Below are 25,773 nucleotides of genomic sequence, written 5' to 3'. Positions count from 1 at the left end.
CCCTGGATCGATCGGCTCAACCGGCGAGCAAGTAGCCCGCCTCCTCCACCGCGGCACGCACCTCCGCCTCCGACACCGGCCGCGCGCTGGTCACGGTGACCAACCCGGTCGGCAGATCCACGACCACGTCGGACACCCCCGCGATAGCGCTCACCTCCTCGCTGTTCGCGTCCTTCAGGACCGGACGAGACGCGCGATCGCGTCACTGGCCTCACGCACCTTGGCCTCCGCGTTCTCGCCACCCTCCGACAACGCCTCGGCCACACAGTGCTTCAGGTGCTCGTCGAGCAGACCCAGGGACACCGCCTGCAAAGCCTTCGTCGACGCAGCGATCTGAGTGAGCACGTCGATGCAGTACTCGTCGTTCTCCACCATCCGCTGCAAACCCCGAACCTGCCCCTCGATCCGACGCAGCCGCTTGAGGTAGTCGTCCTTGCCGCTCGCGTATCCCCGCATGCCCCGCCTCCTTCACCCTGCTGCACATAGGTATACCCCGTAGGGGTACCCAGGTCAACCGTCACGGGCACTCAGCGGAAGGTGACCACTGCGGAAGAGGTGCCGAAAACCTGCGCCTGCGTGGCGCCGCGAGCACGCCTGCCGCGCCCTGCTCGCCGCCCTGGGATGACCGCGTTCAATCCTTACACGAGTGTTTGACTTCAGCGTCGGTCGGGAGCTAGCTTTCTTTAACACTTCCGTTCGACTTCTGGAGTTTCCGGTGAGCCACTCCCCTGGAGCGCAGCACGGACACGGCCACGGGCACGGCCACGGGGGCGCCGAGACCGCCCCGGCCGCCGGCCGGTGGCGGGTCCTGCTCCTGCTGTGCCTGGCGCAGTTCATGGTCATCCTCGACGTGACGATCGCGAACGTCGCGCTGCCCAGCATCGGCGCGGACCTGGAGTTGAGCCGCGCCGTCCTGCCGTGGGTGGTGTCGGCCTACACGCTGGTGTTCGGCGGCTTCCTGCTGCTGGGCGGACGCCTGTCGGACATCGTGGGCAGGCGCACGACGTTCCTGATCGGCCTGGTCGTGTTCACCGCGGCCTCCCTGGTCTGCGGCCTCGCGGTGAACGGCACCATGCTCATCGTCGCCCGCCTGGCCCAGGGCGCGGGCGCGGCACTGCTGTCCCCCGCCGCGCTGTCGATCATCACCACGACCTTCCACGGTGCCGATCGCAACAAGGCGCTGGGTGCGTGGGCCGCTATCGGCGGCACGGGCTCGGCCATCGGCGTGCTGCTCGGCGGCGCGCTGACCAGCGGACCCGGGTGGGAGTGGGCGTTCTTCATCAACGTGCCCATCGGCGTCGGCGTGCTCGTGGCGACGCTGGCGTTGGTCGCGCCGATCGCCGGGCAGAAGGTCGAGGGCCGGTCGGACTGGCTGGGCGCGGTGCTCATGACCGCGATGACCGCGGCCCTGATCTTCGGTCTGATCAGCGCCGGTGGCGCGGGCTGGGGCTCGGCGACCACGCTGGTCCCGCTGGTCGTCGGTGTCGTCCTGGTGGCGGTCTTCGTCGCCGTCGAGCGCAGCGCGGCCAACCCGCTGGTGCCCATCCCGGTGCTGACCAGGCGCAACGTGGTGGCGGGGAACCTGGCGATGCTGTCCGGCGCGGGCCTGCTCATCGCGAGCTTCTTCCTGGCGTCGCTCTACCTGCAGAACGTCGCCGACTACAGCGCGTTGCAGACCGGTCTGACGTTCCTGCCGGTGGCACTGGGCATGATCGTCGCGGTGCACCTGTGCTCGCACTTGCTGGCGAAGGTCGGGTGGCGGCCGATCGCGGCGGCCGGGATGGTCCTCGCGGCCGGAGGGTTCTTCTGGCTGGCGCAGTTGTCCGGCGATTCAACCGCGTTGGGCGAGGTGCTGCCTGGGTTCGTGATCGCGGCGGCGGGGCTGGCGTGCATGTTCATCGTGGCCACCACGAGCGCTATGCACGACGTGGACCACCGTGAGGCCGGCCTGCTGTCCGGCCTGGTGAACACCAACCACGAGTTGGGGGCGTCCCTGGGCATCGCGTTCGTGGCCGCGATCGCCGGTGCGAGCGTGGAGACCGGTGGGCACGGCGCCTCGGTCGGTGGTTTCCAGAACGCCTTCCTGGCTTGCGCGGTCGTCTCGCTCGTCGTGGCCGTCGTCGCACCGCTGCTGCTGCCGGCGGGCAAGCCCAGTGGCGACGGCCCGGTGTTCGCCCACTGACCCCATGACCGACGAGCCCGAACGCTCCGCGTCAACAGCGTCAGGATCAAAGGGGCCGGCGCGGTCGGGGTCGGCGCGGTCCCGGCCGCGCCGCGCCGACGCCGAGCGCAACATCGACGCCATCGTCGCCGCCGCCCTGGAGTGCTTCACCGAACGGCCCGACACGAGCATGACCGCGATCGCGCACGCCGCCGGGGTCAGCCGGGTCACCCTCTACACCCACTTCCCGACCCGCGAGGAGGTGTTGGCCGCCGCGCTGGACCTGGCGGTGGCCGACGCCGAACGGGCGTTGACCGACGCGGACGAAGGCCCCGCCGACGAGGCGCTGGCCGCGGTGATCCGCTCGTCCTGGGCGGTGCTGGGCCGGTACCGCAACCTCATGGTCGCCGCCGAGGCCCTCTCGCCCCAGCAGGTCCGCGACACCCACCGCCGCGCCCTGGACCGGGTGGCGCGCCTGGTGAACCGCGGGCGGCACGAAGGGGTGTTCCGGACCGACATGGCCGCAGAGTGGATCGTGACGGTCTTCTACAGCCTCGTCCACGCCGCCGCGCGGGAGGTCACGGAGGGTCGGATGACGGCTGACCAGGCCGGAACGATGTTGGAACGAACGCTGCGCACCGCCGTCGCACCGCCTACGGGCTCACAACGCCGGGAACAACCGGCCTAGGACGTCGTCGGGCACGTGCAGGTGCCGGCCCGAGAACGACCGCAGGGCCGAGAGGTACTCGCGTTCCAGCTCGGCCTCGTCGCACTCGGTGGACCGTCCACCCTCGACCAGCACGCGACCGCCGACGACGACGGTGTGCACGTCGATCGAGCCGCCGAGGGTCAGGAAGGACTCCAACGGCCTCGGGTTGAGCAGGTAGCGCCAGCCGGTGGTGGGCACCAGCACGAGGTCGGCGCGGTGGCCGACGACCAGGCTCCCGACCTCCTCCCACCCGAGCCCGCGCGCGGCGGTGCGGGTGGCCATGTCCAGCGCCTTCGACGGTCGCACGAAGGTGTTGTCGGCGCGCATCTCGTTGTGCATCTGCCACGCGGCGCGCATCGCCTCGACCATGCCGCCGATCGGGTAGGGGCCGCCATCGGTGGACAACGAGACGTCCAGGCCGGAGGCGAGGAACTCGGAGATCTGCTTGGTCTCGCTCAGCGCCGACTCGCCGGTCGGGCCGTACTTGGCCGGAGAGTGGCTGATGTGGGCGCCGGCGTCGAGCAGGAGCTTGCGCTCGTCGTCGTCGACGAACGCGGTGTGCACGGCCATCAACCGGTCCGACAACAGGCCGAGGTCGGCCAGGCGGCGCACCGGGGACGTCCCGTAGTAGGCGCGCACCACGTCGGACTCGTTGCGCAGTGCGCCGACGTGCGTGACGAAACCGGTGCCGTAACGGGACACCAGGTCGGCGAGGCCGCGCCCGAGCTCGTCGGACATGTTGGTGGAGTACAGCGCGGACGGTCGCGCCCGGACCAGCGGGTCGGGCGGCATCCGCAGCAGCTCCTCGATCTCGCCCAGGATCCGGTCGGTGTCGCGGGTGCGGCGGTAGCGGCTCTCCCCCGGCGCGCACACCGCGTCGGCGGCCCACGTCGTCACCGAAAGTCGGATGCCGAGCGAGCGAGCCGCTTCGACCAGCGCGTCCGGGCGGTTCAGCGACCCGGTGTCGCCCAGCGTGGTGACCCCGGAGCGCAACTGCGTCCACAGCGAGTACCGGGCGACCGCCAGCGCTTCCTCCGGGGTGAGACCGGCGATCATGTCGGCGAACGAGTCGAACGCCATCGACACCTGCGCCATGTTCCCGCCGCTGGCGAAGAACCCCGGCTCGTCGCCGAGGTCGGACGGCGGGCGCAGCGCTCCCCGGAACGCCACGCGGGCCGCGAACATGTCGTGCCAGTGCGGGTTCACGAAACCGGGCAGCACCATCATCCCGGTAGCGTCGACCGCGCGCACCGGGACCGGCAGTCCGGCCGCGACGGCGTCCACGTCGGCCACCTCACCGACAGCGGCGATGCGGTCGCCCACCACCAGCACCGATCCGGTCGGGTGCACGCCGGCAGCGTCGTCGGCCGTGCAGACGAAGCCGCCGCGGAACAGCGTCCCGCCATCAGCTTCGCTGATGAGGCCATCGGGTTCCCCCATGCCGGAGCCCTCCTATGCGTGATAGTCGATCGACTTGGCCAACCTACTCCCACAACGTACGCACAACCCGTACTGTTGTGTTCGAGTTATCTGACAAGCCGTCAACTGGGGGAAGCTTCCGCATGTCGCTGCTGATGACCGGTGGTACCGGTTTCCTCGGCCTGCACCTGGTGCGCGAGCAGGTGCAGGCCGGGCGCCCGGTCACCCTCCTCGCCCACGCGGGCGGCACGCCCGCCTTCGAGCGCGTCGAACGGTTCCTGGACGCCACCGGGACCCCCGTGCCCGAGCCGCTGGACCGGCTGCTGTCGGTGGTGGACGTCGACGTCCGGTTACCCCTGCTCGGCCTCACCGCGGACGACGCCCGGGTGCTCGCCCTGGAGGCCGAGGAGTTGTGGCACGTCGCCGCCTCCGTCGTGCTGGACGGCCGCGACGACCACGTGTGGCAGTCCAACGTCGTGGGCACCGAGAACGTGCTGGCCTTCGCCGACCTGATGCCGGCCGGGGCGGTGTTCCGCCACGTGAGCACGGCGTTCGTCGCCGGGAAGGTGCGGCAGGGGGAGATCCGGGAGGCCGACACCGCCGGCACGACCGCGTTCGAGAACACCTACGAGCACTCCAAGCACACCGCGGAAGGCCTGGTCCGGCACTGGGCGAAGCAGCGCGACCGGTCCGCGCTCGTCCTGCGCCCGAGCATCCTCGTGCCCGGCGCGGACACCGTGACGGCGTCGCCGGAGCACACCCTGCGCACGGTGAGCCGGATCATCGACCGCATCCTGACCCGTGCGTCCACTTCGGACTCCCGGCTGGTGCTCCGCGTCGGCGCGGACCCGCGCGCCCACTTGAACCTCGTGCAGGTCGACTGGGCCGCGAAAGCCATGCGGCTGCTCGGGGAGCGGGTGCGCACCGATGTCGTGACCGCGCACGTCGTGCACGACAAGGACGTCCCGGTCCGCACGATCTCGGCGGCGCTGGAGGACACCTCCCACGTCCGGCTGCGGATGATGCCCGCCGCGCCGCACGACCCGACCGACACCGAGAGCTACTTCCACCGCCGGGCCGCCGGGTTCCTGCCCTACCTGTTCCACCGCCGGCACTACGACACCTCACTCACCCGCCGACTGCTGCCTGACCTGCCCGCGCCCGACCAGGTCGACCGGGACCACCTGCGGCGGTGCTTCGCGGTGCCCGCGGAGGCGAGGGCATGACCGGCCGCGCGATCGTCCTCGGCGCCGGGTCCGCCGGGCTCGCCAGTGCGGCGGCGTTGCGCCGATCCGGGTGGGAGGTCGTGGTCCTGGAGGCGGGCGAGGAAGTCGGCCACCGCTGGCGGCACCGCTACCGCAGCCTGCGGCTCAACACCTTGCGCGCGTTGTCCGGCCTGCCCGGTCTGGCCATCCCGAAGTCCGAAGGGAACTGGCCCAGTGGAGCCGGGTTCGCGGCCTACCTGCGCACGTACGCGGCGCACCACCGGCTGGACGTGCGAACGTCGACGCCCGCGCTGGCCGTCACGCGGGACACCTCCTGGCAGGTCGACACACCCGATGGCCGGCTCGCCGCCGACGTGCTGGTGGTGGCCACCGGGAACGCGGCGGAGCCCGTGGTGCCCGACTGGGCGGCGGACTTCACCGGCGAGGTGCTGCACTCGGCGGACTACCGCGTTCCGGAACCGTTCGCGGGCAAGCACGTCCTGGTCGTCGGATCGGGCAACTCGGCGACCGAGATCGCTACCGACCTCGTCGCCCACGCGCAGAGCGTCCGGCTGTCGGTGCGCACCGCGCCGCTGCTGGTGCCCACGAGCAACCTGGGTGTGTCCACGCACCGCGTGAGCGTGCTGGGGGCACGGCTGCCAGACGCGTTGTGGGACAAGCTGAGCCTCGGTTCGCACTGGTCGCTCTACCGGGACCTGGTCCGCTACGGCCTCGGCACGCCGGCGGTCGGCTCGCACACCCGGTTCCGGCAGACCGGGATGGCGCCGGTGGCCGAACGCGGCTTCGCGCGGGCCGTGCGCGACGGCCGGATCGAGGTCGTCCCCGGCACGCGCAAGGCGCACGGCGGGGAGGTCCTGCTGGACGACGACCGCACGGTCCGCCCGGACGTGCTCGTCCTCGCCACCGGGTACCGCCCTTCGTTCCCCGGGCTGTTGTCCGACTTCGGCGTGCTGGACCCGGACGGGAAGCCACTGCGCTGGGGTGCTCCGCTGCCGGGCGCGCCGGGCCTGTTCGTGGTCGGCGGACCGTCCCTGCAAGGCGACATCCGCGAACACGGCCGCGAAGCCGTGCGAGTCGCCCGCTCGGCGACCAGCGCGTCCGTGAGAGAGGGGGCGCGATGACCGGGCCGGTCGTGCTGTTCGACTTCCTGCCCCTGCCCGACCTGCTGCGCCGGGCCGCGGCCCGCGACGCCGACCGGGTCGCCGTGCGCGACGCCGAGCGCGCCCTGTCCTACCGCGAACTGGTCGAGGCCGCCCACCGCGTGGCCAACCACCTGCTCGACCTGGGCTGCGTGAAGGGCGATCGGGTGGTCAGCCGCCTGCCGCGCGGGGTGGACGCCGTGGTCGCGCAGGTCGCCATCATGGCCGCCGGCTGCGTGTACGTGCCGGTGGACGCCGACTACCCGCCGGCGGTCCTGGACGAGATGCTCGCCCGGATCACCCCGCGGCACGTGATCGACGACCTGGACGACCCGGCGATCAAGGCGTGCTCGACCCGGCCGCCCGAGGTGCGGATCGACCCGGCGGACGGCGCGTACGTCATCCACACCTCGGGCTCGACGGGCACCCCGAAGGCGGTGCTCGTCTCGCACGGCGCGATCACCCAGTCCACGCTGGCCCGCTGGCACCGCTACCCCGACCTGGTCGACGGGTTCCTGATGGTGTCGCCGATGACGTTCGACTCCTCGATGGCGGGCGTGTGGTGGACGCTCACCCAGGGCGGCACGCTGGTCCTGGCCCCGCCGGACCCGGTGGCGCTGGTCGCGGAGCTGCGCCGCGTGCTGTCCGACCCGGCCACCGGGGTGTCGCACACGCTGCTCACCCCGACCCTGTACCGGCAGGTGCTCGACGGCCTGAGGGAGCCGCGGACCGCCGTGCGGCATGTCGTGGTGGCGGGCGAGGCGTGCCCGGAGAGCCTGGTGCGCAGGCACCACGAAGTGCTGCCGGACGTCGAGCTGGTCAACGAGTACGGGCCGACCGAGGCGGCCGTGTGGTGCACCAGCGGCGTGCTGCGGCCCGGTGAGGACGTCACGATCGGCACGCCCATCCCGAACGTCGCACTGCTGGTCGTCGGCGAGGACGGCGAACCCGTGCCGGCCGGCGAGGACGGCGAGCTGTGCGTGACCGGCGACCAGCTGGCCGCCGGGTACCTGGGCGACCCCGAGCTGACCGCGCGGCGGTTCGTCCCGCTGCCGGGGCGGCCCGACCGCACGATGTACCGCACGGGTGACCGGGCCCGGGTGCTCCCGGACGGCCGGTTCGCGGTGACCGGTCGGCTGGACGACCAGGTCAAGGTGCGCGGCCACCGGGTGGACCTGGCCGGAGTTCGGGCGCGGCTCGCCGAGTGCCGGGGCGTGTCGGACGTGGCGCTCGCGCTCAAGGACCGGCCGTCCGACGGCAAGGTGCTGACCGCGTACGTCGTGCCGGTGGCGGACCTGCGGGCGGTGGAGGCCGAGGTCCGCGACACCTGGGCGCAGGTCGTGGACGAGGTCGCCGACACGGCGTCGGCCGCCGGCACCGACTTCGACACCAGCGGCTGGAAGAGCAGCTACACCGGCGAGTTGTTGCCGGACGAGGACATGGTCGAGTGGGTCGAGCACACCACCGCCGTCCTGCGCGAGGGCGAACCCCGCTCGGTGCTCGACCTCGGGTGCGGCACGGGCCTGCCACTGCTGCGCGTCGCGCCGCACACCGACCGCTACGTCGGGGTCGACGTGTCCGCGCGGACGCTCGACGGGCTGCGCCGCGCGGTCGACGCGGCCGGGTTGAGCCAGGTGGAGCTGCGGCGGGGCGAGGCGAGCGACGTCGCGGACTTCGCCGGCGGCGGGTTCGACCTCGTGGTGTCGAACTCGGTCAGCCAGTACTTCCCGGGCGCGGACTACCTCGACCGCACCGTGCGCGGGGCGGTGGCGGCGACCGGGACCGGCGGCCGGGTCGTCCTCGGCGACGTCCGGGACCTGTCGCTGCTGTGGGAGTTCCACACGTCCATCGCGCTGGCCAAGGCGAGCGAGGACACGCCCGCCGACGTCATCGCGGCCCGGGTCGCGCGGCGGGTCGAGGACGAAGCTCAACTGCTCGTGGACCCGCGCTGGTTCGCGACCGTGCCCGGTGTCCACGCCGAGGTGCGTCCTCGACGCGGGTGGCGGCACAACGAGATGACCGCGTTCCGGTTCGACGCCGTGCTCCACACGCAGGCGCAGTTGCTCGACGTCGAATGGCGCGAATGGCACGGCATGCGCGAGTTGCAGGCGCTGCTGGACCGCCGTCCGGAGGTCGTGGGCTTCCGGCGCGTGCCCAACGCCCGCACGGCGGGCCTGACCGCCGTCGCGGAGGCCCTGCGGACGGGTTTCGACGGCACGGTGGTCGACCTCCGCGTCCTGGAGTCCGCGCGGGACTTGTCCGCGGTGATCCCGGAAGCGCTGTTCGACCTCGCCCAGACCCACGGCTACCGGTGCCACCTCAGCCGCGCGGCCGGCTGGGACGGCGGCGCGTTCGACCTGGCGTTGGTGCGCCGGGACTTCGCCCCCGGCGCCCTGCCGCGCTTCCCCGCGCCCGAGGTGGCCGGCCCGTTGACCACCGACCCGCTGCGCAAGCGGGCGGTGGGCGCCGTGCGCGGCACGCTCGTGACCCGGCTGCGGGAACACGCCGACGCGGTGCTGGTGCCGCACGAGCGGCCGGGCGCGTACGTGGTGCTCGCCGAGCTGCCCACCACCCGGCACGGGAAGGTGGACTTCGCCGCCCTGCCCGCGCCGGACCTGGGACGTCCCGAGCTGGACACCCCGTTCGTCGCGCCGCGCACGGCCGCCGAGACCGCGGTGGCCGAGGTGTGGCGGGCCGTCCTGGGGCTGGACCGGGTCGGCGTGGACGACGACTTCGTGGAACTCGGCGGGGACTCGCTGCTCGCTGCGACCTGCGCGGTGCGACTGACCGAGCAACTGGACGTGGCACTGCCGTCGGGTGCGCTGTTCTCCGCGCCGACCGTGCGCGAACTCGCCCTGCTGGTCGAGAACGCGACACCGCGCACACCTGCCCCGGCCGTGCGGCGCGAGGGAGGCTCACTGCCGCTGACCAGCGCCCAGACCGCGTTCTGGTTCCTCGACCACTACCGCCGGCCCGGCGGGTCACGGCACCCGGACTTCGCGCTGCCGGTCCACTACCGCATCAGCGGGCCGCTCGACGTGGACGCGCTGCGCCACGCGGTGGACCAGCTCGTGGCCCGGCACGAGGCACTGCGGACGAAGGTCCTCCTGGAGGCGTACGAAGGCACCCAGGTCGTCGAGGCGGCGACCACAGACGTCCTGGCCGTGACCAGGGTGGCGGGCGACCCGGATGCCCTCCTGCGGGCCGCGGCACGCGACGACGCCACCCGCGTGCTCGACCCGGCGACCGGGCAGGTGTTCACCGCGCAGCTCACCAGCGCATCGGACACCGAGCACCTCCTGGTGCTGCGCGTGCACCACATGGTCGCCGACGGCTGGTCGATCGACGTGCTGGAGCGGGAGCTGGAAGAGCTGTACGACGCGGCGCGCTCCGGCCGACCCCACCGCCTGCCCGACCCGCCGGGCTACCAGGACCTGGTGCGTGGCGTGGACGAGCGGTTCTTCGTGGACCTGGCCTGGCGGGACACCGAGCCCTACCGCAGCGCCCTCACCCACTGGGCGCAGCAGACCGGGGGCGCGACACCGATCCGGCTGTCCGACGACGAGCCGGACGGCCGCCCCACCGAGCTGTGCCACGTCGACCTGGACGAAGCCGAGACCGCGGCGCTGCTGGAGCGGGCACGTCGGGCCGGGGCCACGGTCTTCTCGGCCGTCGTGGCCGCGCTGGCCCGAGTCCGCGCGGAGGACTCCGGTGACCCGGACGTCCGGCTGCTCACCCTGAACGCCGCCCGCGACGAGCCCGGCCTGGACCGCATGATCGGGCTGCTGCTCAACCCCATGCTGATCCGCCTCGACGTCCCACCGGACGCCGGCCTCGCCGATGTCCTGCCCCGCGCGGCGACCACCGTGCGGGAGGCGTTGGCCCACGGCCAGGTGCCGCTGCTCGCGCTGTGCGAGGAGATCCCGGACCTGATGACCGTGATGACGGAGTCCCAGTTCGTGGCGGTCGAGTCGCTGCCGCCGGTGCGCGGCCTCCGACTGGCCGACTGCGAGGTCCGCCGCACCGACCCGTTCGACGACGACTTCCTCGGCCGCGGGTTCCGGCTGCCGGTCGAACTGCTCGTCGTCGCCCGCCGCGTCGGGACCGGCCTGCGCCTGACCGCCCTGCACGACCCCGCCGTCGTCGACGGCACCCGAGCCCGATCACTGCTGGAGCGGCTGCACCGGCTGCTCACCGACACCCCGGAGGACACGCGATGACGACCTCGGTGCGCAGTCACCCCGTCTACGCGGCGGTGTACGACCGGTACAACCGCGGCGCCGAGCGGACCTGGCTCGGTGAGGCCAGAGCACTGGCGTTGAGCCACGCCCGCGGGCAGGTGCTGGAGATCGGCGCGGGCACGGGCATGAACCTCCTGCGCTACCGGGACGTGGAGAAGGTCGTCGCCACCGAGCCCGACCCCGCCTACCGCCGCCGGCTGCGCCGCCGCGTGCCCGAGGCGCAGGTCCCGGTCGAGGTCGTGGACGCCCCGGCCGAGCGCCTCCCGTTCCCGGACGCCTCCTTCGACACCGTCGTCAGCACGCTGACGCTGTGCTCGGTGGACGACCCGGCCCGCAGCGCCGCCGAGCTGCGCCGGGTCCTGCGGCCGGACGGGGCGCTGCTGCTGGTCGAGCACGTCCAGACCGACGCGGGCGGGTTCGTGCGGGCCGCCCAGCACGCGTCCGTGCCGTTCTGGCGGCTGTTCGTGGGCGGCTGCCGCACCAACCGCCCCACGCTGCGCACGCTCGCGGGCGCCGGGTTCGAGGTGAAGGAACTCGACCGGTTCAACCCGCCGCACGTGCCCTTCGTGATGTTCCCGTTCGTGGTCGCGGTGGCGAGCCCGACCGAAGGAAAGGCCGGCTAGTGCTGGAGAAGCTCGAACGCCGCTCGGTGGTGCTGGGCGGCACGGCGCGGTTCGCCGTGCGCCGACGCTGGTGGGTGCTCGCGGCGGCGCTCGTGTTCGCCGCCCTCGCGGGCGCGTTCGGCGGAACCGTGTCGGAGAAACTGGTCAACGGCGGCTACACGCCGAGCGCGTCGCCGGCCGCCGAAGCCGACCGTCGACTGGCCGAGAAGTTCTCCGCTGGCGAGCCCAGCCTGGTGCTGGTGCTGTCCGCCGAGGGCGGCATCGACCAACCAGACGCGCTCCAGGCCGGTACCCGGCTGACCACGGAGATCGACGCCGACGACCGCGTGCAGTCCGTGACCTCGTTCTTCACCACCGGGTTGCCGGACCTGCGCTCCAGCGACGGCACCCGCGCGCTGGTCCTGGTGAAGCTGAAGGGCGACGAACGGCAGGTGCAGGCCACGACGGCCGAGGTCGTGCCGAAGTGGACCGACTCCGCCAAGCCGCTCGAGATCGACGTGACCGGGCGGGCGCAGGTCAACGCGGAGATCGCCAAGCAGAGCGAGGACGACCTCATCAAGGCCGAGCTGATCGGCGCGCCCATCACGCTGATCATCCTCGTGCTCGCGTTCGGCAGCCTGCTGTCCTCGGTGCTGCCCGTGGTGGTCGGGATGCTCGCCGTGGCCGCGACCACGGCCGTGCTGTCGGTGCTGTCCGAGGTCACCGACGTGTCGATCTTCGCGCTCAACCTCACCACCGCGCTCGGGTTCGGCCTGGCCGTGGACTACAGCCTGTTCATCGTCGCCCGGTTCCGCGAGGAACTGCGCGCGGGCCGGGAGGTGCCGGACGCGGTCGTGCGCAGCGTCGTGACGGCGGGCCGCACGGTGATCTTCTCGGCGGTCACGGTGGCGTTGTCGTTGAGCGCGCTGCTGATCTTCCCGATGTTCTTCCTGCGGTCCCTGGCCTACGCGGCGATCTCCGTGGTGGCGGTGGCGGCGATGAGCTCGGTGACCGTGCTGCCCGCCGTGCTGGCGTTGCTGGGCAACCGGGTCCTCGGTCGGGCGCGCAAGCGCGAGCCCAAGCCCGAGGGCCGGTGGTGGGGGCGGGTGGCGCACGCCGTCATGCGCCGGCCCGTGCTCGCCGCCCTGCCGGTGCTGGTGCTGCTGGCGCTGGCCGCGGTGCCGTTCCTGGACGTCCGGTTCGGCATGGCCGACCACCGGGTGCTGCCGGCGAGCGCGCCCAGCCACCGCACGGCGGTGGAGATCACCGAGGACTTCGACCGGTCGATCGGCGACGCCATGCCGGTGCTCGTGGACACCGCCGACCAGTCCACTGTGGACGACCTGGTCAAGCGCGCCTCGCGGCTGCCCGGCGCGGAGTCGGTGGAGGGGCCGACCGGCGTGTACCGGGCCGGTGAGCTGGTCCAGCCGCCGACACCGGCATCGGCGGCGATGGTCGCGGACGGGTCGGCGTGGCTGCGGGTGTGGCCCGCGCAGGGACCGTACGACGAGGCGTCCCAGGAGCTCGCCAGGTCGGTGCGGGCGTTGGACTCGCGGGTGCACGTCGCCGGCCCGAGCGCGGTCCTGGTCGACACCAAGGACGTGCTGTCGGAACGGCTGCCGTGGGCGTTCGGCGCGATCGCGGTGTTCACGTTCATCCTGCTGTTCCTGTTCACCGGCGGCCTGCTCGTGCCGCTGAAGGCGTTGGTGCTCAACCTGTTCAGCCTCAGCGCGAGCTTCGGCGCGGCGGTGTACGTGTTCCAGGAGGGTCACCTGTCGTGGCTCGTGGGCGACTTCACCTCGACCGGTTACCTGGAGACGACGATCCCGGTGCTGGTGTTCTGCATCGCGTTCGGCCTGTCGATGGACTACGAGGTGTTCCTGCTGTCCCGGATCAGGGAGGACTACGTCGCCACCGGGAACAACACGCACGCCGTGGCGCAGGGCCTCCAGCGGACCGGGCGGGTGTTCACCGCGGCGGCGCTGGTGATCGCGTCCGTGCTCGCCGTGCTGGCCACGTCGGGGGTGTCGCTGCTCAAGCTGCTCGGGGTGACGATGGCGTTGGCGGTGCTGGTGGACGCGTGGCTGATCCGGGGTGTGCTCGCACCGGCGTTCATGAAGCTCGCCGGCCGGGCGAACTGGTGGGCGCCCAAGCCGTTGGCGGCGCTGCACCGCCGCCTCGGCCTGAAGGAGTGACCAGCGCGGGAGGAGTGATCAGCGCGTCGAGGGGACCGGCTCGCGGTAGAGCCGGTCCACCAGGTCCAGCAAGTCCGTGAGGGTGTGCGCGCCGAGGGACGCATTGCGCTCCTCGGCGGCCACACCGGCCGGGTGGTACACCTGCTCGCCGATCGCCCGCGAGATCTCCTGCACCCACCCCGTGCGCTCGGCGCGCTCGGCGGTGAACCGCTCGAAGACCGCGGTGAAGTCCGAGTCGCCCTCCGCGAGGAGGTCGCCCAGGCACACCGCGTCTTCCAGCGCCATGCACGCGCCTTGGGCGGCGTACTGGAGCATCGGGTGGGCGGCGTCTCCGAGCAACACCACCCGGCCGTCGTTCCACCGCCGCACCGGGTCGCGGTCGCACAGCACCCACGTGCGCCACTCTTGGCCCAGGTGCAGGAAGTCCCGCGCGGTGGCGGGCAGGTGGGCGAAGGTGGCCAGCACGAGGTCGCGGTCGACCGGTCGGCCGCTGACCACCTCGGTGGCGGCGTTGTCGATGGTCGCGGCGAGGTTGAGGAACTTCCCGCCGGCGATCGGGTAGTGCACGAAGTGGTGCTTCGGCGCGGCCCACAGCGTGACGGTGTTCCACCTGAGCCGGTCGGGCACCGACTCCATCGGCACGACCGAGCGGTAGATGGTGTGCCCGGACACCCGCGGCTCGCCGTCACCCAGCATCTGCGCCCGGATCGTGGACCGGATGCCGTCCGCCCCGATCAACGCGTCGCCCCGCACGACTTCGCCGGAGGCGAGCGTGACCGAGACTTCCTTTCCGTCACAACGGTAGTCGCGCACGGGGGCGTCCGTGCGCAGCTCGATCGCCTTGTGGGACCGGCATGCCGCCAGCAGCACCGAGTACAGGTCGATGCGGTGGACCACGGCGTAGGGGTAGCCGAACCGCTCGCGGAACTCGCCGGTCAGCGGGAGCTGGGTGATGCGCTGCCCGGTGACGCCGTCCATCAGGCTCAGCGCCTCGACCATGACCGCGCCGGCCTGCACCTGCTCCCCCACGCCGAGGCGGTCCAGCGCGCGGAAGGCGTTGGGCCCCAACTGGATGCCCGCGCCCAGCTCGGTGAACTCGGCGTTGCGCTCCAGGACGAGGACGCGGTGCCCCGACCGGGCCACCGCCAGCGCGGTGGCGACGCCGGCGATGCCCCCGCCCGCGATGAGGACCTCGGCCATGCTGTTCCCCTTCCGTGGTCAGCCGTTCGTGCGGTCAGCCGGCCACTCGGGCGGCGAGGACGGTGGTGAGCAGGTCGGCGAGGATCTCCGGTCCGTGCTCGGTGAGCACGGACTCGGCGTGGAACTGCGTGGAGGCGAACCACGGTCCGCGCAGCGCGTGCACCTCGCCGGTCCTCCGGTCGCGGGCGACCTCGACCAGCCCCGGCACGCCTTCGCACTCGACCGCGTCGGCCTCCGCTCGTGCGGCGAAGGTGTTGTAGAAGCCCACGGTCGCGCGGCGGCCGAACAGGTCGATCTCGCGTCGGGTGCCCTGGTTGGGCTTGTCCTTGCGCACCAGGGGGAATCCGAGCAGGCCGCTGAGCACCTGGTGGCCCAGGCACACCGACAGGAACGGCACCCGGTGGTCGAGCAGGCCCTCGGTGACCCGGCGCAGGGCGGCGATCTTGGGGTGGTCGTGGTCGCGCGGGTCGCCCGGTCCGGGGCCGACCAGCACGGCGTCGAAGCCGTGGACGTCCAGCGGCTCGTCGAACCGGCGGGTGGTGATGTCCGGGCCGAGCGAGCGGAGTTGGAGGGCGAGCATCGCGGTGAAGGTGTCTTCGGCGTCCACGACCAGGATCCGGTGGCCGGACAGCGCCGGGATCGGGTCGTCCGGCCGACCGGCGAGCGCCGGGACCGGGTCGTGGGGCCGGTCGGCGAGCGCCGGGGCCGGGTCGTGGGGCCGACCGGCCGGCGCCGGGGCCCGGTCGTGGGGCCGGTCGGCGAGCCAGAACGCGGCGAGGCCGTTGTTGCGGCGTGCCAGGGCGTCGCGGACCGCCGGGTGGTCGGCGAAGCGGGAGCGCTGTGCGTCGGCCGTGTCCGCGGTGGTGGTGTCGCCGCGGATGGCGGCGAGGAGCCCGGCGGCCTTCGCGGCAGTCTCCGCCACCTCCGATCGGGGGTCCGAGTGGCGCACCAGGGTCGCGCCGACGCCGAGGTCCACCCGGCCGCCGGCGTCGATCTCCGCCGTGCGGATGAGGATGGCGGAGTCGAGCGTCCGGGCGCCGGATCCGTCGCGGCCGACGAGGGCCGCGACACCGCTGTAGTAGCCCCGGCCGCGCGGCTCGTACCGGTGGATGACCCGGAACGCGCTCTCCAGCGGGCTGCCGGTGACGGTGGGCGCGAACATGGTCTCGCGCAGCACGTCCGCGACATCGCGGGTCGTGCGTCCTTCGATCAGGTACTCGGTGTGCGCGAGCCGCGCCATCTCCTTCAGGTGGGGGCCGTGCACGCGGACGCCGCCGTCGCAGACGCGCGCCATCATCTTCAGCTCCTCGTCGACGACCATGTACAGCTCGTCGGTCTCCTTGGTGTCGGCGAGGAAGTCGAGCACTTCGGAAAGCCGAGGACCGGAATCCGGATAGCGATAGGTTCCGCTGATGGGATTCATCACCGCTTTGCCGGACTCGACGGACACGTGCCTTTCCGGCGTCGCCCCGATGAACGTCCTGTCGTCGAATCGCACCAGGAACGTCCAATACGCCCCGGTTTCACCCGAAAGGAGGCGACGGAACACGCTGAGCGCGTGCCGGGTGGTGAAGTTCCGCAATTCGGCGGTGAACGACCGCTTGATGACGAAGTTCGCGCCCGCGCCCCAGCCGATTTCCTGGGCGAGCACCTTCTCCACGATCGCCGCGTAGCTGTCGTCGTCCACGTCGAACCCGGCGGCGTCGACCTCGACCGGCTCGTCCGGCAGGGCCGCCACGAGGGTGTCCAGCGGCAGGCGGGCCTGGTCGGCGACCTTCAGCGCCCGCAGCGGAGCCCCGTCGTCCTGGTGCTCGAAGCCGCGTTCGGCGATCTGGCGGTAGGGAACCAGGACCAGCAGGTCGTGCGCGGGCGCACCGCCGGTCGGGACCGTGCCCGCCGGCGGCAGCGGCAGCTCGGCGAGGCTCGCCGCCACGACCGGGTCGCCGGTGAGCACTTCGACGGAACCGGCGAGCGCGGACCGGTGCACCAGCGCGAACGCTCCGACGTCCGCGCGCAACAGGCGGTCGATGTCCATCGGATCCCTTCCGGAGCGGATGTAGCACTGCACCGTATTGCCGTTCCACAGCGGGCGAAACTACTCACCTTGGTCACCCCTGCTACGTATCCGTCGCACCCTTCACACCTACTCGACTACCTGAGTTAGTAGTAGCTTTCCCGTGGTTCCCGGATAGGTTCGTGTCGGCCGGTGGAATCGACGGCACGAATCGGAGGAGCAGGTGCTCGCTGACCCGAGCCTGACCGACCACGACCACTCACCGCGCGGCCTGACCGAGGACGAACTGCGCCACTGGCGCGCCCTGCCCGCCGCGCAGCAGCCCGACTGGGACGGCTGGCTGTCCCGGCGCATGGGTTCGGCCCTGGCCGGTGCTCCCCCGCTGGTCCAGGCGGCCGACGTCCGCCGGCTGCGGGACCTGCTCGCCGGGGTGGCGGCCGGACGGGCCCAGGTCGTGCAGGCCGGCGACTGCGCCGAGGACCCGGCGGACTGCGTGCCCGACGTGCTGGCCCGCAAGCTCGGCCTGCTGGAGACGCTCGCGGTCTCCCTGCGGGCGCGGTCCGGCCTGCCGGTCGTCCGCGCGGGCCGCATCGCCGGGCAGTTCGCCAAGCCCCGCTCGAAGGCCCTGGAGCCGCACGGCGCCGGGGAGCTGCCGGCGTTCCGCGGGCACCTGGTCAACAGCCCCGAACCGGACCCGGTGCTGCGGCGGCCGGACCCGATGCGCCTGCTCAGCGGGTACCAGGCCGCCGCGAACGCCGTCACGTTCCTGCGCGCCACCGGCAGTCCGGTGTGGACCAGCCACGAGGCGCTGTTGCTGGACTACGAACTGCCGCTCGTGCGCCGCACGCCCGACGGCGAGGTCTACCTGTCCTCCACGCACTGGCCTTGGGTCGGCGATCGGACCAGGCAGCTCGACGGCGCGCACGTGCGGCTGCTGGCGGCGGTGGCCAACCCGGTGGCGTGCAAGGTCGGGCCGACCACGACACCGGAGGAGTTGCTCGCGCTGTGCGCGGTGCTGGACCCGGACCGCTCTCCCGGCCGGCTGACGCTCATCGCCCGCCTGGGCGCGGACCTGGTCGCCGATCTCCTCCCGCCGCTGGTGGCGGCCGTGAAGGCGGCGGGCCACCCGGTCGTGTGGCTGTCCGACCCGATGCACGGCAACACGATCACGGCCCCCGGCGGGCAGAAGACACGGCTGCTGCACACCGTCCTGCGGGAGATCCGGCGGTTCCGCGAGGTCTTGGCGGCCGAGGGCGTGCACGCGGGCGGGTTGCACCTGGAGGTCACCCCGGAACCGGTCGTGGAGTGCGTCACCGGTGACGACGACCTGGACCTGGTCGGCCTGCCCGGGACCGCCCGCTACCTGTCCACCTGCGACCCCCGGTTGAACCCCGACCAGGCGCTGGCGGCCGTCGAGGCGTGGAGCACCGTCCCCCAACTCAGCACCAGGTGAAGGAGAGTCGAGTGGAACTGGCGGGAATCCGGGACAAGACGGCGCTGGTCACCGGCGCGGCCGGCGGCATCGGCGCGGCCGTGGCGTCCGCGCTGGCCGGACAGGGCGCCCGGGTGGCGGCGGTCGACACGGACGGCGCGGGGCTGGAAGCGCTGGCCGACGCCGTCCGGAGCAGCGGTCGGATCGAGGTCTTCAAGGCCGACGTCTCCTCGGGCGCCGAGATCGGCGCCGTCGTGGACCGCGTGGCCGCGAAGTTCGGCCGGATCGACTTCCTCGTGAACGTGGCCGGTGTGCTGCGCCCGCGGTCCGTGCTGGACACCAGCGACGAGGACTGGTCGACCACGTTCGGGGTGAACGCGACCGGCGTGTTCAACACCTCCCGGGCCGTGGCCAGGCACATGGTCGAGGACGGCGGTGGCGGCGCCATCGTGACGATCGCCTCCAACGCCGCCGCGGTGCCCCGCTCCCGCATGGCCGCCTACGGGGCGTCCAAGGCCGCGTCGGTCGCCTTCACCAAGACCCTCGCGCTGGAACTGGCGGAGCACTCGATCCGGTGCAACGTGGTGTCGCCGGGCTCGACCGACACCCCGATGCTGCGCACGTTGACCGGTGGCGCGGACCCGTCGGCGGCGGCGATCGCCGGGGACGCGACGCAGTTCAAGGTGGGCATCCCGCTGAAGAAGATCGCGCGACCGTCCGATGTGGCCGACGCCGTGCTGTTCCTGCTGTCCGACCACGCCAACCACGTGACGATGCAGGAGCTGTTCGTCGACGGCGGCGCGGCGCTGGGCGCGTAGGGGGCGACGGTGGGAATTCCGACGATCGAGCCGTACCCGATGCCCACGGCCGACGAGCTGCCGCCCAACACCGCGACGTGGACGGTCGACCCGAGTCGGGCGGCGCTGCTGATCCACGACATGCAGCGGTACTTCCTGGCCCCGTTCCCGCCCGGGACGTCACCGGTGGTCGAGCTGGTGGCCAACGTCCGAAGGCTGCGGGAGGCGTGCGACCGGTTGGGCATCCCGGTCGCCTACACCGCCCAGCCCGGTGGGATGACCGAGGAGCAACGCGGGCTGCTGAAGGACTTCTGGGGGCCGGGCATGACCGTGTCGCCCGAGCACCGCAAGGTCGTGGACGGCCTGGAACCAGCCCCGCACGACCACGTCTTCACCAAGTGGCGCTACAGCGCGTTCCACAACTCCGACCTGCTGGAGCACCTGAACCGCAACGGCCGTGACCAGCTCATCGTGTGCGGCGTGTTCGCGCACGTCGGCGTGCTGATGACGGCCGTGGACGCCTACAGCAACGACATCGAGACGTTCCTGGTCGCGGACGCGGTCGCGGACTTCTCGGCGCACTACCACCGGCTCGCGGTGACCTACGCGGCCGAGCGGTGCGCCGTGACCCCCATGACCGACGCCGTGCTGGCAGCGCTGGCGGCACGGCAGGTCGACGCGGTGGGTCAGACGTAGCGCGCGAGTTCGACGCGGGACGAGATCCCCAGTTTCCGGTACAGGCCGCGGAGGTGGTAGTTCACGGTGTGCGGTGACAGCAGCACGCGGTGCGCGATCTGCTGGTTGGTCAGGCCCGCGCCGGCCAGCCGGGCGATGGTGCGCTGGGTGTCGCTGAGCCGGTCCCACCCCGGCTCGACGGCGGGCGCCTGCGCGTGCGTGGCCAGCGCCTCGCGGGCGTGGTCGGCCGCCCAGGCGTCGACGTGCTGCCGCGCGGCCCGGTCCAGCAGCGCCGGGTCACCGTCGTGGAGTCCCCGGGCGTGCGCGGCGGCGCACTCCACCGCCGGCAGCCCCGCGTTGGCCGCCGCCAGGTGCTCGATCATGTCCAGCGCGGTGGTGGCCAGTTCCGTGCTGCCCACCGTGCGGGCCAGGTCGATCAGCCACGCCGCCGCCCCCGGTTCCTCCGCGTACAGCACCGGGGAGGTCGCCAGACCGGTCAGGCGGGTCTCCAGTGCGTGCACCGCGGCCCGCGCGCCGTGGGTGGTGGCGGTGATGCGCAGGTCCACCCAGTCGCACGAGATCGCGGGCAGCACGGCCGCTTCGGCGGCCACGGCCGCCGCGTGGCGCACGTGCTGCACGGCCGCGGGCAGCTCACCGTTCTCCAGCGCGGCCTTGGCCAGGACCGCGAGCGCCGCCGGGACCACGATCGGGCAGCCGCTCTCCTTGGCCGTGCCCAACCCGGCCCGCACCTGGGCGACCGCGTCCGACCAGCGCCCGGCGCGGGCGCGCAGCCGGGCGCGCTCGATCGCGACGCGGCCGGGTGCGGAGGCCAGCGCCCACTGGTCGTGGTGCCCGCCGATCGAGTCCAGCAGCACCTCGGCTTCGGCCAGTTCACCGAGTTGCCCGAGCTTGTCCACCAGCTCCAGCGACAGCCACGCGCCCCACCACGGGTGGCCACCGCCGTCCCGCACCGCGTGCCGGGCCAGTTGCAGCCCGTCCACGAGGTCGCCGGCCGCCCAGCTCGTCCGGGCCAGCACCGAGGTCGCGACGACGGCATCGGTGGCGGTCGGCGCGGCGGACACCTGGGCGGCCTCGTGGCGGGCGAGCTGCGGGTCGGTCAACGACCGGGCGACCAGCCGCACGGCGGTGGCCGCGGCGACCGTCGGGGCGGACGCCGACCGGGCGCACGCCTTCTCCGCCAGGGTGACCGCTTCCTCGGACTCGCCGCGCCACAGCAGCAGGTGGGCCAGCAGCCCTTCCAGTTCCAGCGCCGACGCGGAGTGCACCGGGTGCTCCAAGGTGTCGCGGGCCAGCCGGACCGCCTCGGCGTACCGGCCCGCGGCGGCGAGCCCACCGACGGCCAGCACGGCGTGGGAGCCCCGTTTCGCCTCGTCCGGGCGCGACTCCCGGGTGACCGGGCGGCGGCCCACCACACGGTCGATGTCGTTGCGCAACGCGGTGCGCAGCACCTCGGGGATCGAGTCCACCACGACGTCCCAGACGAGGTCGTGGCGGAAGGCGAAGTGGTCGCCGAACGCGGACAGCACACCGGCGGCCAGGATCTCGTCCAGCTCGGGCAGCAGCATCGCGGTGCGCTCACCGACCAGGTCGGACACGTCGGAGAGGTCGAAGTGCGGGCCGAGCATCGACGCCACCCGCAGCACCTGCCACGCCTTGGCGGACAACGAGTTCAGCCGCCGGTGCACCAGCTCGTGGACCCGCCGCGGCAGGTGGCGCGAGTCGACCCGCACCTGCCCGCCGACCACCTGGGCGCGGCCCTCGGCGACCAGGCCGTCCACCACGCCGATCACCAGCTCCGGCACGCCGGCGGCCCGCGCGAGCAGGGCTTCCAGTTCGACGGAGGCGACCGCGTCGAACCGTCTCGCCACGACCTCGGCGACCGTCGCCGTCGACCACCCGCTCAACTCGACCGTGGTCGCGCCCGGGTGTTCGGCCGGCGGGGCCTCACCCGCGGTCGCGACCCACGCGACGGACCGGGTCGTGCGGGCCAGCTCGGCGACCGTGCGCCGCGCGGGTTCGGGAAACCGGTCCACGTCGTCCAGCGCGACCAACACCGGCGACCGGGTCGCGGGCAGGTCCTGCAACCACTCGGCCAGCCGTGCGACCGGAAACCGGCACCCGTCAACGGAAAACGAGACCGGCAAGTCCCCCACGACCTCCAGGCCGCTGTGGTCGGGCAGGTTGCGCACCACGTGGAAACCGCGCCCGCCCGCGCACCCTACGGCTTCCCGTAGTAGTGACGTCTTCCCCATGCCCGGCCCACCGACGACCAGGACGCCGACGCCCTCGCCGCACGCGGCCCGTTCCACGGCGTCGGCCACGACCGCCCATTCCCGACCGCGCCCCAACAATGCACCCGGTATCGCCGACATTTCCCGCACGTTCCCCCATCCATCGCCAGCTCAAACGCGCAGCGGTAGCACGGGAACAGGCTGGAGGCACGCGTTGTGCCCCGCAACGTCACCGTCGACGTGCCGACGCAGTGGGCCCCAGTTCCCGCTCCGTGCGACGTACCGACCGGGCAACGGCCCGGGCGGTTCCCCCTTGTGGACAGTGGTTGCACTGTCTCGTGCACCACATTACAAAGCGGTACCCGTACCCGGTACCCACTTGCGCGGTTCCGCAACGCGCACCCGGTGGGTGGGACAGGAGGCTGTGGTGCGCGGAGCACTGGAACGAGACGTCCTGAAGGTCCTGTGGTCCGCGTCCAGCCCCATGAGCGCCCGTGACGTGCGGGAACGGGTCAACGTGAGCCGACCGGCACCCCTTGCCCACACGACGGTCACGACGGTCCTGCGGCGGCTGGTCGCGAAGGGCGCGGTGGCGCGCCGCGAGATCGGCGGCCGGTTCGTCTACGAAGCAACCTCGGAGAACGCGGCCGGGCTCGCGGTGCGCCGGGTCGTCGCGGAGCACGGGGACGCGGCCCTGGAGGAGTTCCTGCGCCTCGCCGACGAGCACCCGGCACTGCGCCACCGGGTCCGGTCCCTGCTCGGCCCCGCACGGCCGGTCGTGGAGCCGGCACCCGAGGCCCGCTCGTGGACGGAGGTCTACCTCGGACCATCCGACGACCGGACGCCCGACGACTGGACCCGCTGGATCACCGATCAGTCCACAGGGGACGTGGGGGGAACGTGATGCGCTTCTCGGTGCTCGGACCGCTGGCAGTGCACGGGGCGGGTGAGCGGCGCGTGCCGAGCGCGATGATGCCGCAACGCCTGCTGGCGCTGCTGCTGCTCAACGCCAACCGGACCGTGTCCACCGGCACGATCGTCGACGAGCTGTGGGGCGAGAACCCGCCCAAGCGGGCCAGGCGGACCGTGCAGACCTACGTGTACCAGCTCCGGCGGGCGTTGGAGCCGGACGGCGGGGGCCTGGTCGAGACCCACCCGCACGGCTACGCGTTGCGCCTGCCGGAGGACGGGCTGGACCTGTGGCGGTTCGAACGGCTGGCCGCCGCCGGTCAGGACGCGCTGCGCGCCGAGGACGCCGCGGGGGCGGCGCGGCTGCTGGCCGGCGCGCTGGAGCTGTGGACCGGGACGCCGCTGGAGGGTCTCCACGCGGGTCCGGTGCTGGAGGCCCGGCGGGTGCAGTTGGCCGACCGCCGGCTGGTCGTCCTGGAGCAGCGGATCGAAGCCGACCTGGCGTGCGGTCGGCACCTCGCGTTGCTGCCGGAGCTGGCCGCGCTGGTGGCGGAGCACCCGTCCTACGAGGAGTTCACCGCCCAGCTCATGGTCGCGGCCCAGCGCGCGGGACGGCGCGGCGAGGCGCTCAACGCCTACCTCCGGCTGCGCCGCCACCTCGTGGACCAGCTCGGGGTCGAGCCGTCCGCACGGCTCCAGGCGCTGCACCGGGACCTGCTGGCCGACCTGCCGGCACCCGGTCACGGGGTCGTGCCCGCCCAGTTGCCGTTCGCGATCGGGGACTTCGTCGGGCGCGGGGAGGAGCTGGCCCGCGTCGGGGACGTGCTGCGGTCGGGCGGTGAGCGGCGGGTCGTGCCGCTGGTCGCGGTGATCGGACCGGCGGGCATCGGCAAGACGACGTTCGCGGTCCAGGCGGGCCACGACGCCCGGGACGCCTTCCCGGACGGGCAGCTCGTCGCCCAGTTGCACGACGCCGAGGACCGACCGGTGGCGCCGGCGGACGTGCTGCGCTCGTTCCTGATGGCGTTGGGCGTGCCGGTGGAACGACAGCCCGCCGAGGTCGGCGACCGCGCGCAGTTGTTCCGCAGCCTGGTCGCCGACCGCCGGGTGCTGGTCCTGCTGGACGACGCCGCGTCCGTCGACCAGGTGCTGCCGCTGCTGCCGGGCGGTCGGGGGTGCGCCGCGCTGCTCACCTCGCGGGTGCGGCTGCGCGGGCTGCCCGTGACCTCGACGGTCGAACTCGGGCCGCTGCCGGCCGACGACGCCGTGGCGCTGCTGACCGCCGTGATCGGCGCACGGCGAGCGGCCACCGACCCCGACCAGGCCCACCGCATCGTCGGCCTCTGCGACCGGTCACCGCTGGCGGTGCGGGTGGCGGCGGAAAAGCTGCTGTCCCGCCCGGTGTGGCCGCTGCGCAAGCTCGCCGACCGCCTGGCCGTCGAACCGGGACGACTGGCGGAACTGCAAACCGGCGCGCTGTCCCTGCGCGACCGCCTCCACTCGGCCCGCACCCGCCTGTCCCGGTTCGAACAGCACTCGCTGGCGACCCTGTGCACGACCTTCGGCCCCGGCCGCTTCGACATCACCTCGGCCGCCGACCTGCTGGGCATCCCGGAGTCCGCCGTGGAGAAGCTGATGGAGGCCCTGGTGGACGCCCACCTGCTGGACATCGTGGGCGTCAAGCCATCGGGTACCGCCTGGTTCCGCTTCCCGGACCTCCTGCGACTGGACGTGGCGGACCGGGCCGGTACCCGATCCGCCACGTCGGCGGTCAGCGTTCTGACCAGTCCGGCACGGAGCTGACCTCCACGACCACCGCCGTCCAGTTGAACCCGCCGCCCACGCCCACCACCATCACCCGGTCGCCCGGCTCGACGGCCCGGGTCTCGACCAGGTGGCTCAGGGCCGCGAACTGGTCGGCCGCGCCGGTGTGGCCGACCGTGCTGCCCCACTCCCACGTGGTCCGCTCCAGCTCGATGCCCAGCGGCACCAGGCAGGACAGGCGCATCAGCTCGTAGCCGAAGTTCGGCGCGACGAACCGGCGGATGTCCTCGAAGGCCGTGTCCGCCTCCTCCAGCGCCTGCTTCGCCGCGCGGACCATGCCCCGGGCCCGGCGCGGTCCGCTCTCGTCCAGCGGCAGGACGTCGGAGAACTCCAGCGTCCGCGCCTCCAGCTCCACCGGGTACTGCGCGGGGTCGGCGTAGTCGTAGAACGGCTGGTTGCCGCGCTGGAGGCCCTCCAGTTCCGGGTCGGACACGGTGACCGCCGACAGGACGCGGGCGAAGCCGCCCTTGCGGGACAGCACCGCCGCCGAGGCGCCATCGGCGAACAGCAGGCCCGCGCTGGAGCGCCACCGGTTCCAGGCGGGCTCGGTGAACTTGTCGGCCGCGGTGATCACGGCGGCACGCCCCTCGCCGAGGTAGGCCGCGGCGAGCTGGATGGACGCGACACCGCCGTTGGACAGCTGCCCGACCTGGTAGGACACGCCGGCCCGGCCGAGGACGCGGTGCTGGACGTAGGACGCGGCGTTCCAGCCGTCGAGCCCGTTGTAGTTGGCGACGGCGTGCAGGAGCAGGTCCACGTCCTCGGGCCGGTGCCCGGAACGCAGCAGCGCCTGCTTGCCCGCCCGCACGGCCATGTCCGGCTGGCTGTCCTCCGGCCCGGCGATGGCGACGCGCTTGGTCCGGGTGCGTTGGGCGGCGGCCGGTTCACAGCGGCCGTCGGCCACCGCCTCGTCCACCGACACCGTCTTGGGGTGGAACCACCCGAGGCCGGCGAGGTGGAGGTCGTCGTAGCGCACTG

General features: G+C 73.0%; 18 protein-coding genes and 1 pseudogene. 12 read left to right on the top strand and 7 right to left on the bottom strand.

Features of this window, described 5'->3' with window-relative positions:
- Positions 1-16: 16 nt before the first annotated feature.
- Positions 17-163 (bottom strand): annotated as a pseudogene (locus DFJ66_RS39210) (heavy-metal-associated domain-containing protein); the annotation flags it as partial.
- Positions 164-174: 11 nt separating this feature from the next.
- Complete coding sequence (locus DFJ66_RS39205) at positions 175-456, bottom strand: metal-sensitive transcriptional regulator (RefSeq protein ID WP_121220675.1); 282 nt, start codon at positions 454-456, stop codon at positions 175-177.
- Between the two features lie 259 nt (positions 457-715).
- On the opposite strand from DFJ66_RS39205, the gene DFJ66_RS39200 reads away from it, so the two are divergent.
- Both DFJ66_RS39200 and DFJ66_RS39195 read left to right on the top strand, forming a co-directional pair.
- Positions 716-2,182 carry an MFS transporter gene (locus tag DFJ66_RS39200; protein WP_211351465.1) on the top strand — a complete coding sequence of 489 codons (1,467 nt, stop codon included), beginning with the start codon at positions 716-718 and terminating at the stop codon, positions 2,180-2,182.
- Positions 2,183-2,186: 4 nt separating this feature from the next.
- Positions 2,187-2,849 (top strand): TetR/AcrR family transcriptional regulator, encoded by a 663-nt coding sequence (locus DFJ66_RS39195; RefSeq protein WP_121229445.1) that lies wholly within the window; start codon positions 2,187-2,189, stop codon positions 2,847-2,849.
- On the opposite strand, the gene DFJ66_RS39190 is transcribed toward DFJ66_RS39195, so the two are convergent.
- Positions 2,823-4,310, bottom strand: coding sequence for an amidohydrolase family protein (locus DFJ66_RS39190; RefSeq protein ID WP_121229443.1), 1,488 nt, complete (start codon positions 4,308-4,310; stop codon positions 2,823-2,825). The two genes, DFJ66_RS39195 and DFJ66_RS39190, sit on opposite strands and share 27 nt — an antisense overlap.
- 122 nt (positions 4,311-4,432) lie before the next feature.
- Here DFJ66_RS39190 and DFJ66_RS39185 point away from each other — a divergent pair, with 122 nt between their 5' ends.
- The 5 genes from DFJ66_RS39185 to DFJ66_RS39165 are packed head-to-tail and all read left to right on the top strand — an operon-like array spanning position 4,433 to position 13,692.
- Entirely contained in the window at positions 4,433-5,515 is a 1,083-nt protein-coding gene (locus DFJ66_RS39185) for an SDR family oxidoreductase (RefSeq protein ID WP_170199992.1), read from the top strand.
- A complete protein-coding gene (locus DFJ66_RS39180; protein ID WP_121229441.1) occupies positions 5,512-6,636 on the top strand; it encodes a flavin-containing monooxygenase in 1,125 nt (374 codons plus the stop codon). Before DFJ66_RS39185 ends, DFJ66_RS39180 begins: the two co-directional genes overlap by 4 nt.
- Positions 6,633-10,874: a non-ribosomal peptide synthetase gene (locus DFJ66_RS39175; RefSeq protein WP_121229440.1), complete on the top strand. Its 4,242-nt coding sequence runs from the start codon at positions 6,633-6,635 to the stop codon at positions 10,872-10,874. Before DFJ66_RS39180 ends, DFJ66_RS39175 begins: the two co-directional genes overlap by 4 nt.
- A complete protein-coding gene (locus tag DFJ66_RS39170) occupies positions 10,871-11,518 on the top strand; it encodes a class I SAM-dependent methyltransferase (protein ID WP_121229439.1) in 648 nt (215 codons plus the stop codon). Before DFJ66_RS39175 ends, DFJ66_RS39170 begins: the two co-directional genes overlap by 4 nt.
- On the top strand, positions 11,518-13,692 hold the full coding sequence (locus DFJ66_RS39165) for an MMPL family transporter (protein ID WP_170199990.1): 2,175 nt from the start codon (positions 11,518-11,520) through the stop codon (positions 13,690-13,692). Before DFJ66_RS39170 ends, DFJ66_RS39165 begins: the two co-directional genes overlap by 1 nt.
- An 18-nt stretch (positions 13,693-13,710) precedes the next feature.
- On the opposite strand, the gene DFJ66_RS39160 is transcribed toward DFJ66_RS39165, so the two are convergent.
- Together DFJ66_RS39160 and DFJ66_RS45230 are read right to left on the bottom strand one after the other, a co-directional pair.
- Positions 13,711-14,892: a 3-hydroxybenzoate 6-monooxygenase gene (locus tag DFJ66_RS39160; protein ID WP_121229435.1), complete on the bottom strand. Its 1,182-nt coding sequence runs from the start codon at positions 14,890-14,892 to the stop codon at positions 13,711-13,713.
- 34 nt (positions 14,893-14,926) lie between these two features.
- On the bottom strand, positions 14,927-16,927 hold the full coding sequence (locus tag DFJ66_RS45230) for an anthranilate synthase family protein (RefSeq protein WP_121229433.1): 2,001 nt from the start codon (positions 16,925-16,927) through the stop codon (positions 14,927-14,929).
- A gap of 202 nt (positions 16,928-17,129) precedes the next feature.
- Here DFJ66_RS45230 and DFJ66_RS39150 point away from each other — a divergent pair, with 202 nt between their 5' ends.
- From DFJ66_RS39150 to DFJ66_RS39140, 3 genes are read left to right on the top strand one after another with little or no spacing between them, the layout of a single operon-like run.
- Complete coding sequence (locus DFJ66_RS39150; RefSeq protein ID WP_281276684.1) at positions 17,130-18,359, top strand: 3-deoxy-7-phosphoheptulonate synthase; 1,230 nt, start codon at positions 17,130-17,132, stop codon at positions 18,357-18,359.
- Between the two features lie 11 nt (positions 18,360-18,370).
- Positions 18,371-19,156: a 2,3-dihydro-2,3-dihydroxybenzoate dehydrogenase gene (locus DFJ66_RS39145; RefSeq protein ID WP_121229431.1), complete on the top strand. Its 786-nt coding sequence runs from the start codon at positions 18,371-18,373 to the stop codon at positions 19,154-19,156.
- Between the two features lie 9 nt (positions 19,157-19,165).
- A complete protein-coding gene (locus tag DFJ66_RS39140; RefSeq protein WP_121229429.1) occupies positions 19,166-19,831 on the top strand; it encodes an isochorismatase family protein in 666 nt (221 codons plus the stop codon).
- Here DFJ66_RS39140 and DFJ66_RS39135 read toward each other — a convergent pair.
- Positions 19,822-22,203, bottom strand: coding sequence for a helix-turn-helix transcriptional regulator (locus DFJ66_RS39135; RefSeq protein WP_121229427.1), 2,382 nt, complete (start codon positions 22,201-22,203; stop codon positions 19,822-19,824). The genes DFJ66_RS39140 and DFJ66_RS39135 overlap by 10 nt on opposite strands.
- A 286-nt stretch (positions 22,204-22,489) precedes the next feature.
- On the opposite strand from DFJ66_RS39135, the gene DFJ66_RS43745 reads away from it, so the two are divergent.
- Complete coding sequence (locus DFJ66_RS43745) at positions 22,490-22,966, top strand: BlaI/MecI/CopY family transcriptional regulator (protein WP_121232392.1); 477 nt, start codon at positions 22,490-22,492, stop codon at positions 22,964-22,966.
- A complete protein-coding gene (locus tag DFJ66_RS39125; protein WP_147459510.1) occupies positions 22,966-24,774 on the top strand; it encodes an AfsR/SARP family transcriptional regulator in 1,809 nt (602 codons plus the stop codon). The genes DFJ66_RS43745 and DFJ66_RS39125 overlap by 1 nt, the downstream gene beginning before the upstream one ends.
- Here DFJ66_RS39125 and DFJ66_RS39120 read toward each other — a convergent pair.
- Complete coding sequence (locus DFJ66_RS39120; protein WP_121229423.1) at positions 24,743-25,771, bottom strand: ketoacyl-ACP synthase III family protein; 1,029 nt, start codon at positions 25,769-25,771, stop codon at positions 24,743-24,745. The two genes, DFJ66_RS39125 and DFJ66_RS39120, sit on opposite strands and share 32 nt — an antisense overlap.
- Positions 25,772-25,773 lie beyond the last annotated feature (2 nt).

Source organism: Saccharothrix variisporea (assembly GCF_003634995.1).
GTDB lineage: Bacteria > Actinomycetota > Actinomycetes > Mycobacteriales > Pseudonocardiaceae > Actinosynnema > Actinosynnema variisporeum.
This window is presented reverse-complemented; position numbering and strand designations above follow the sequence as displayed.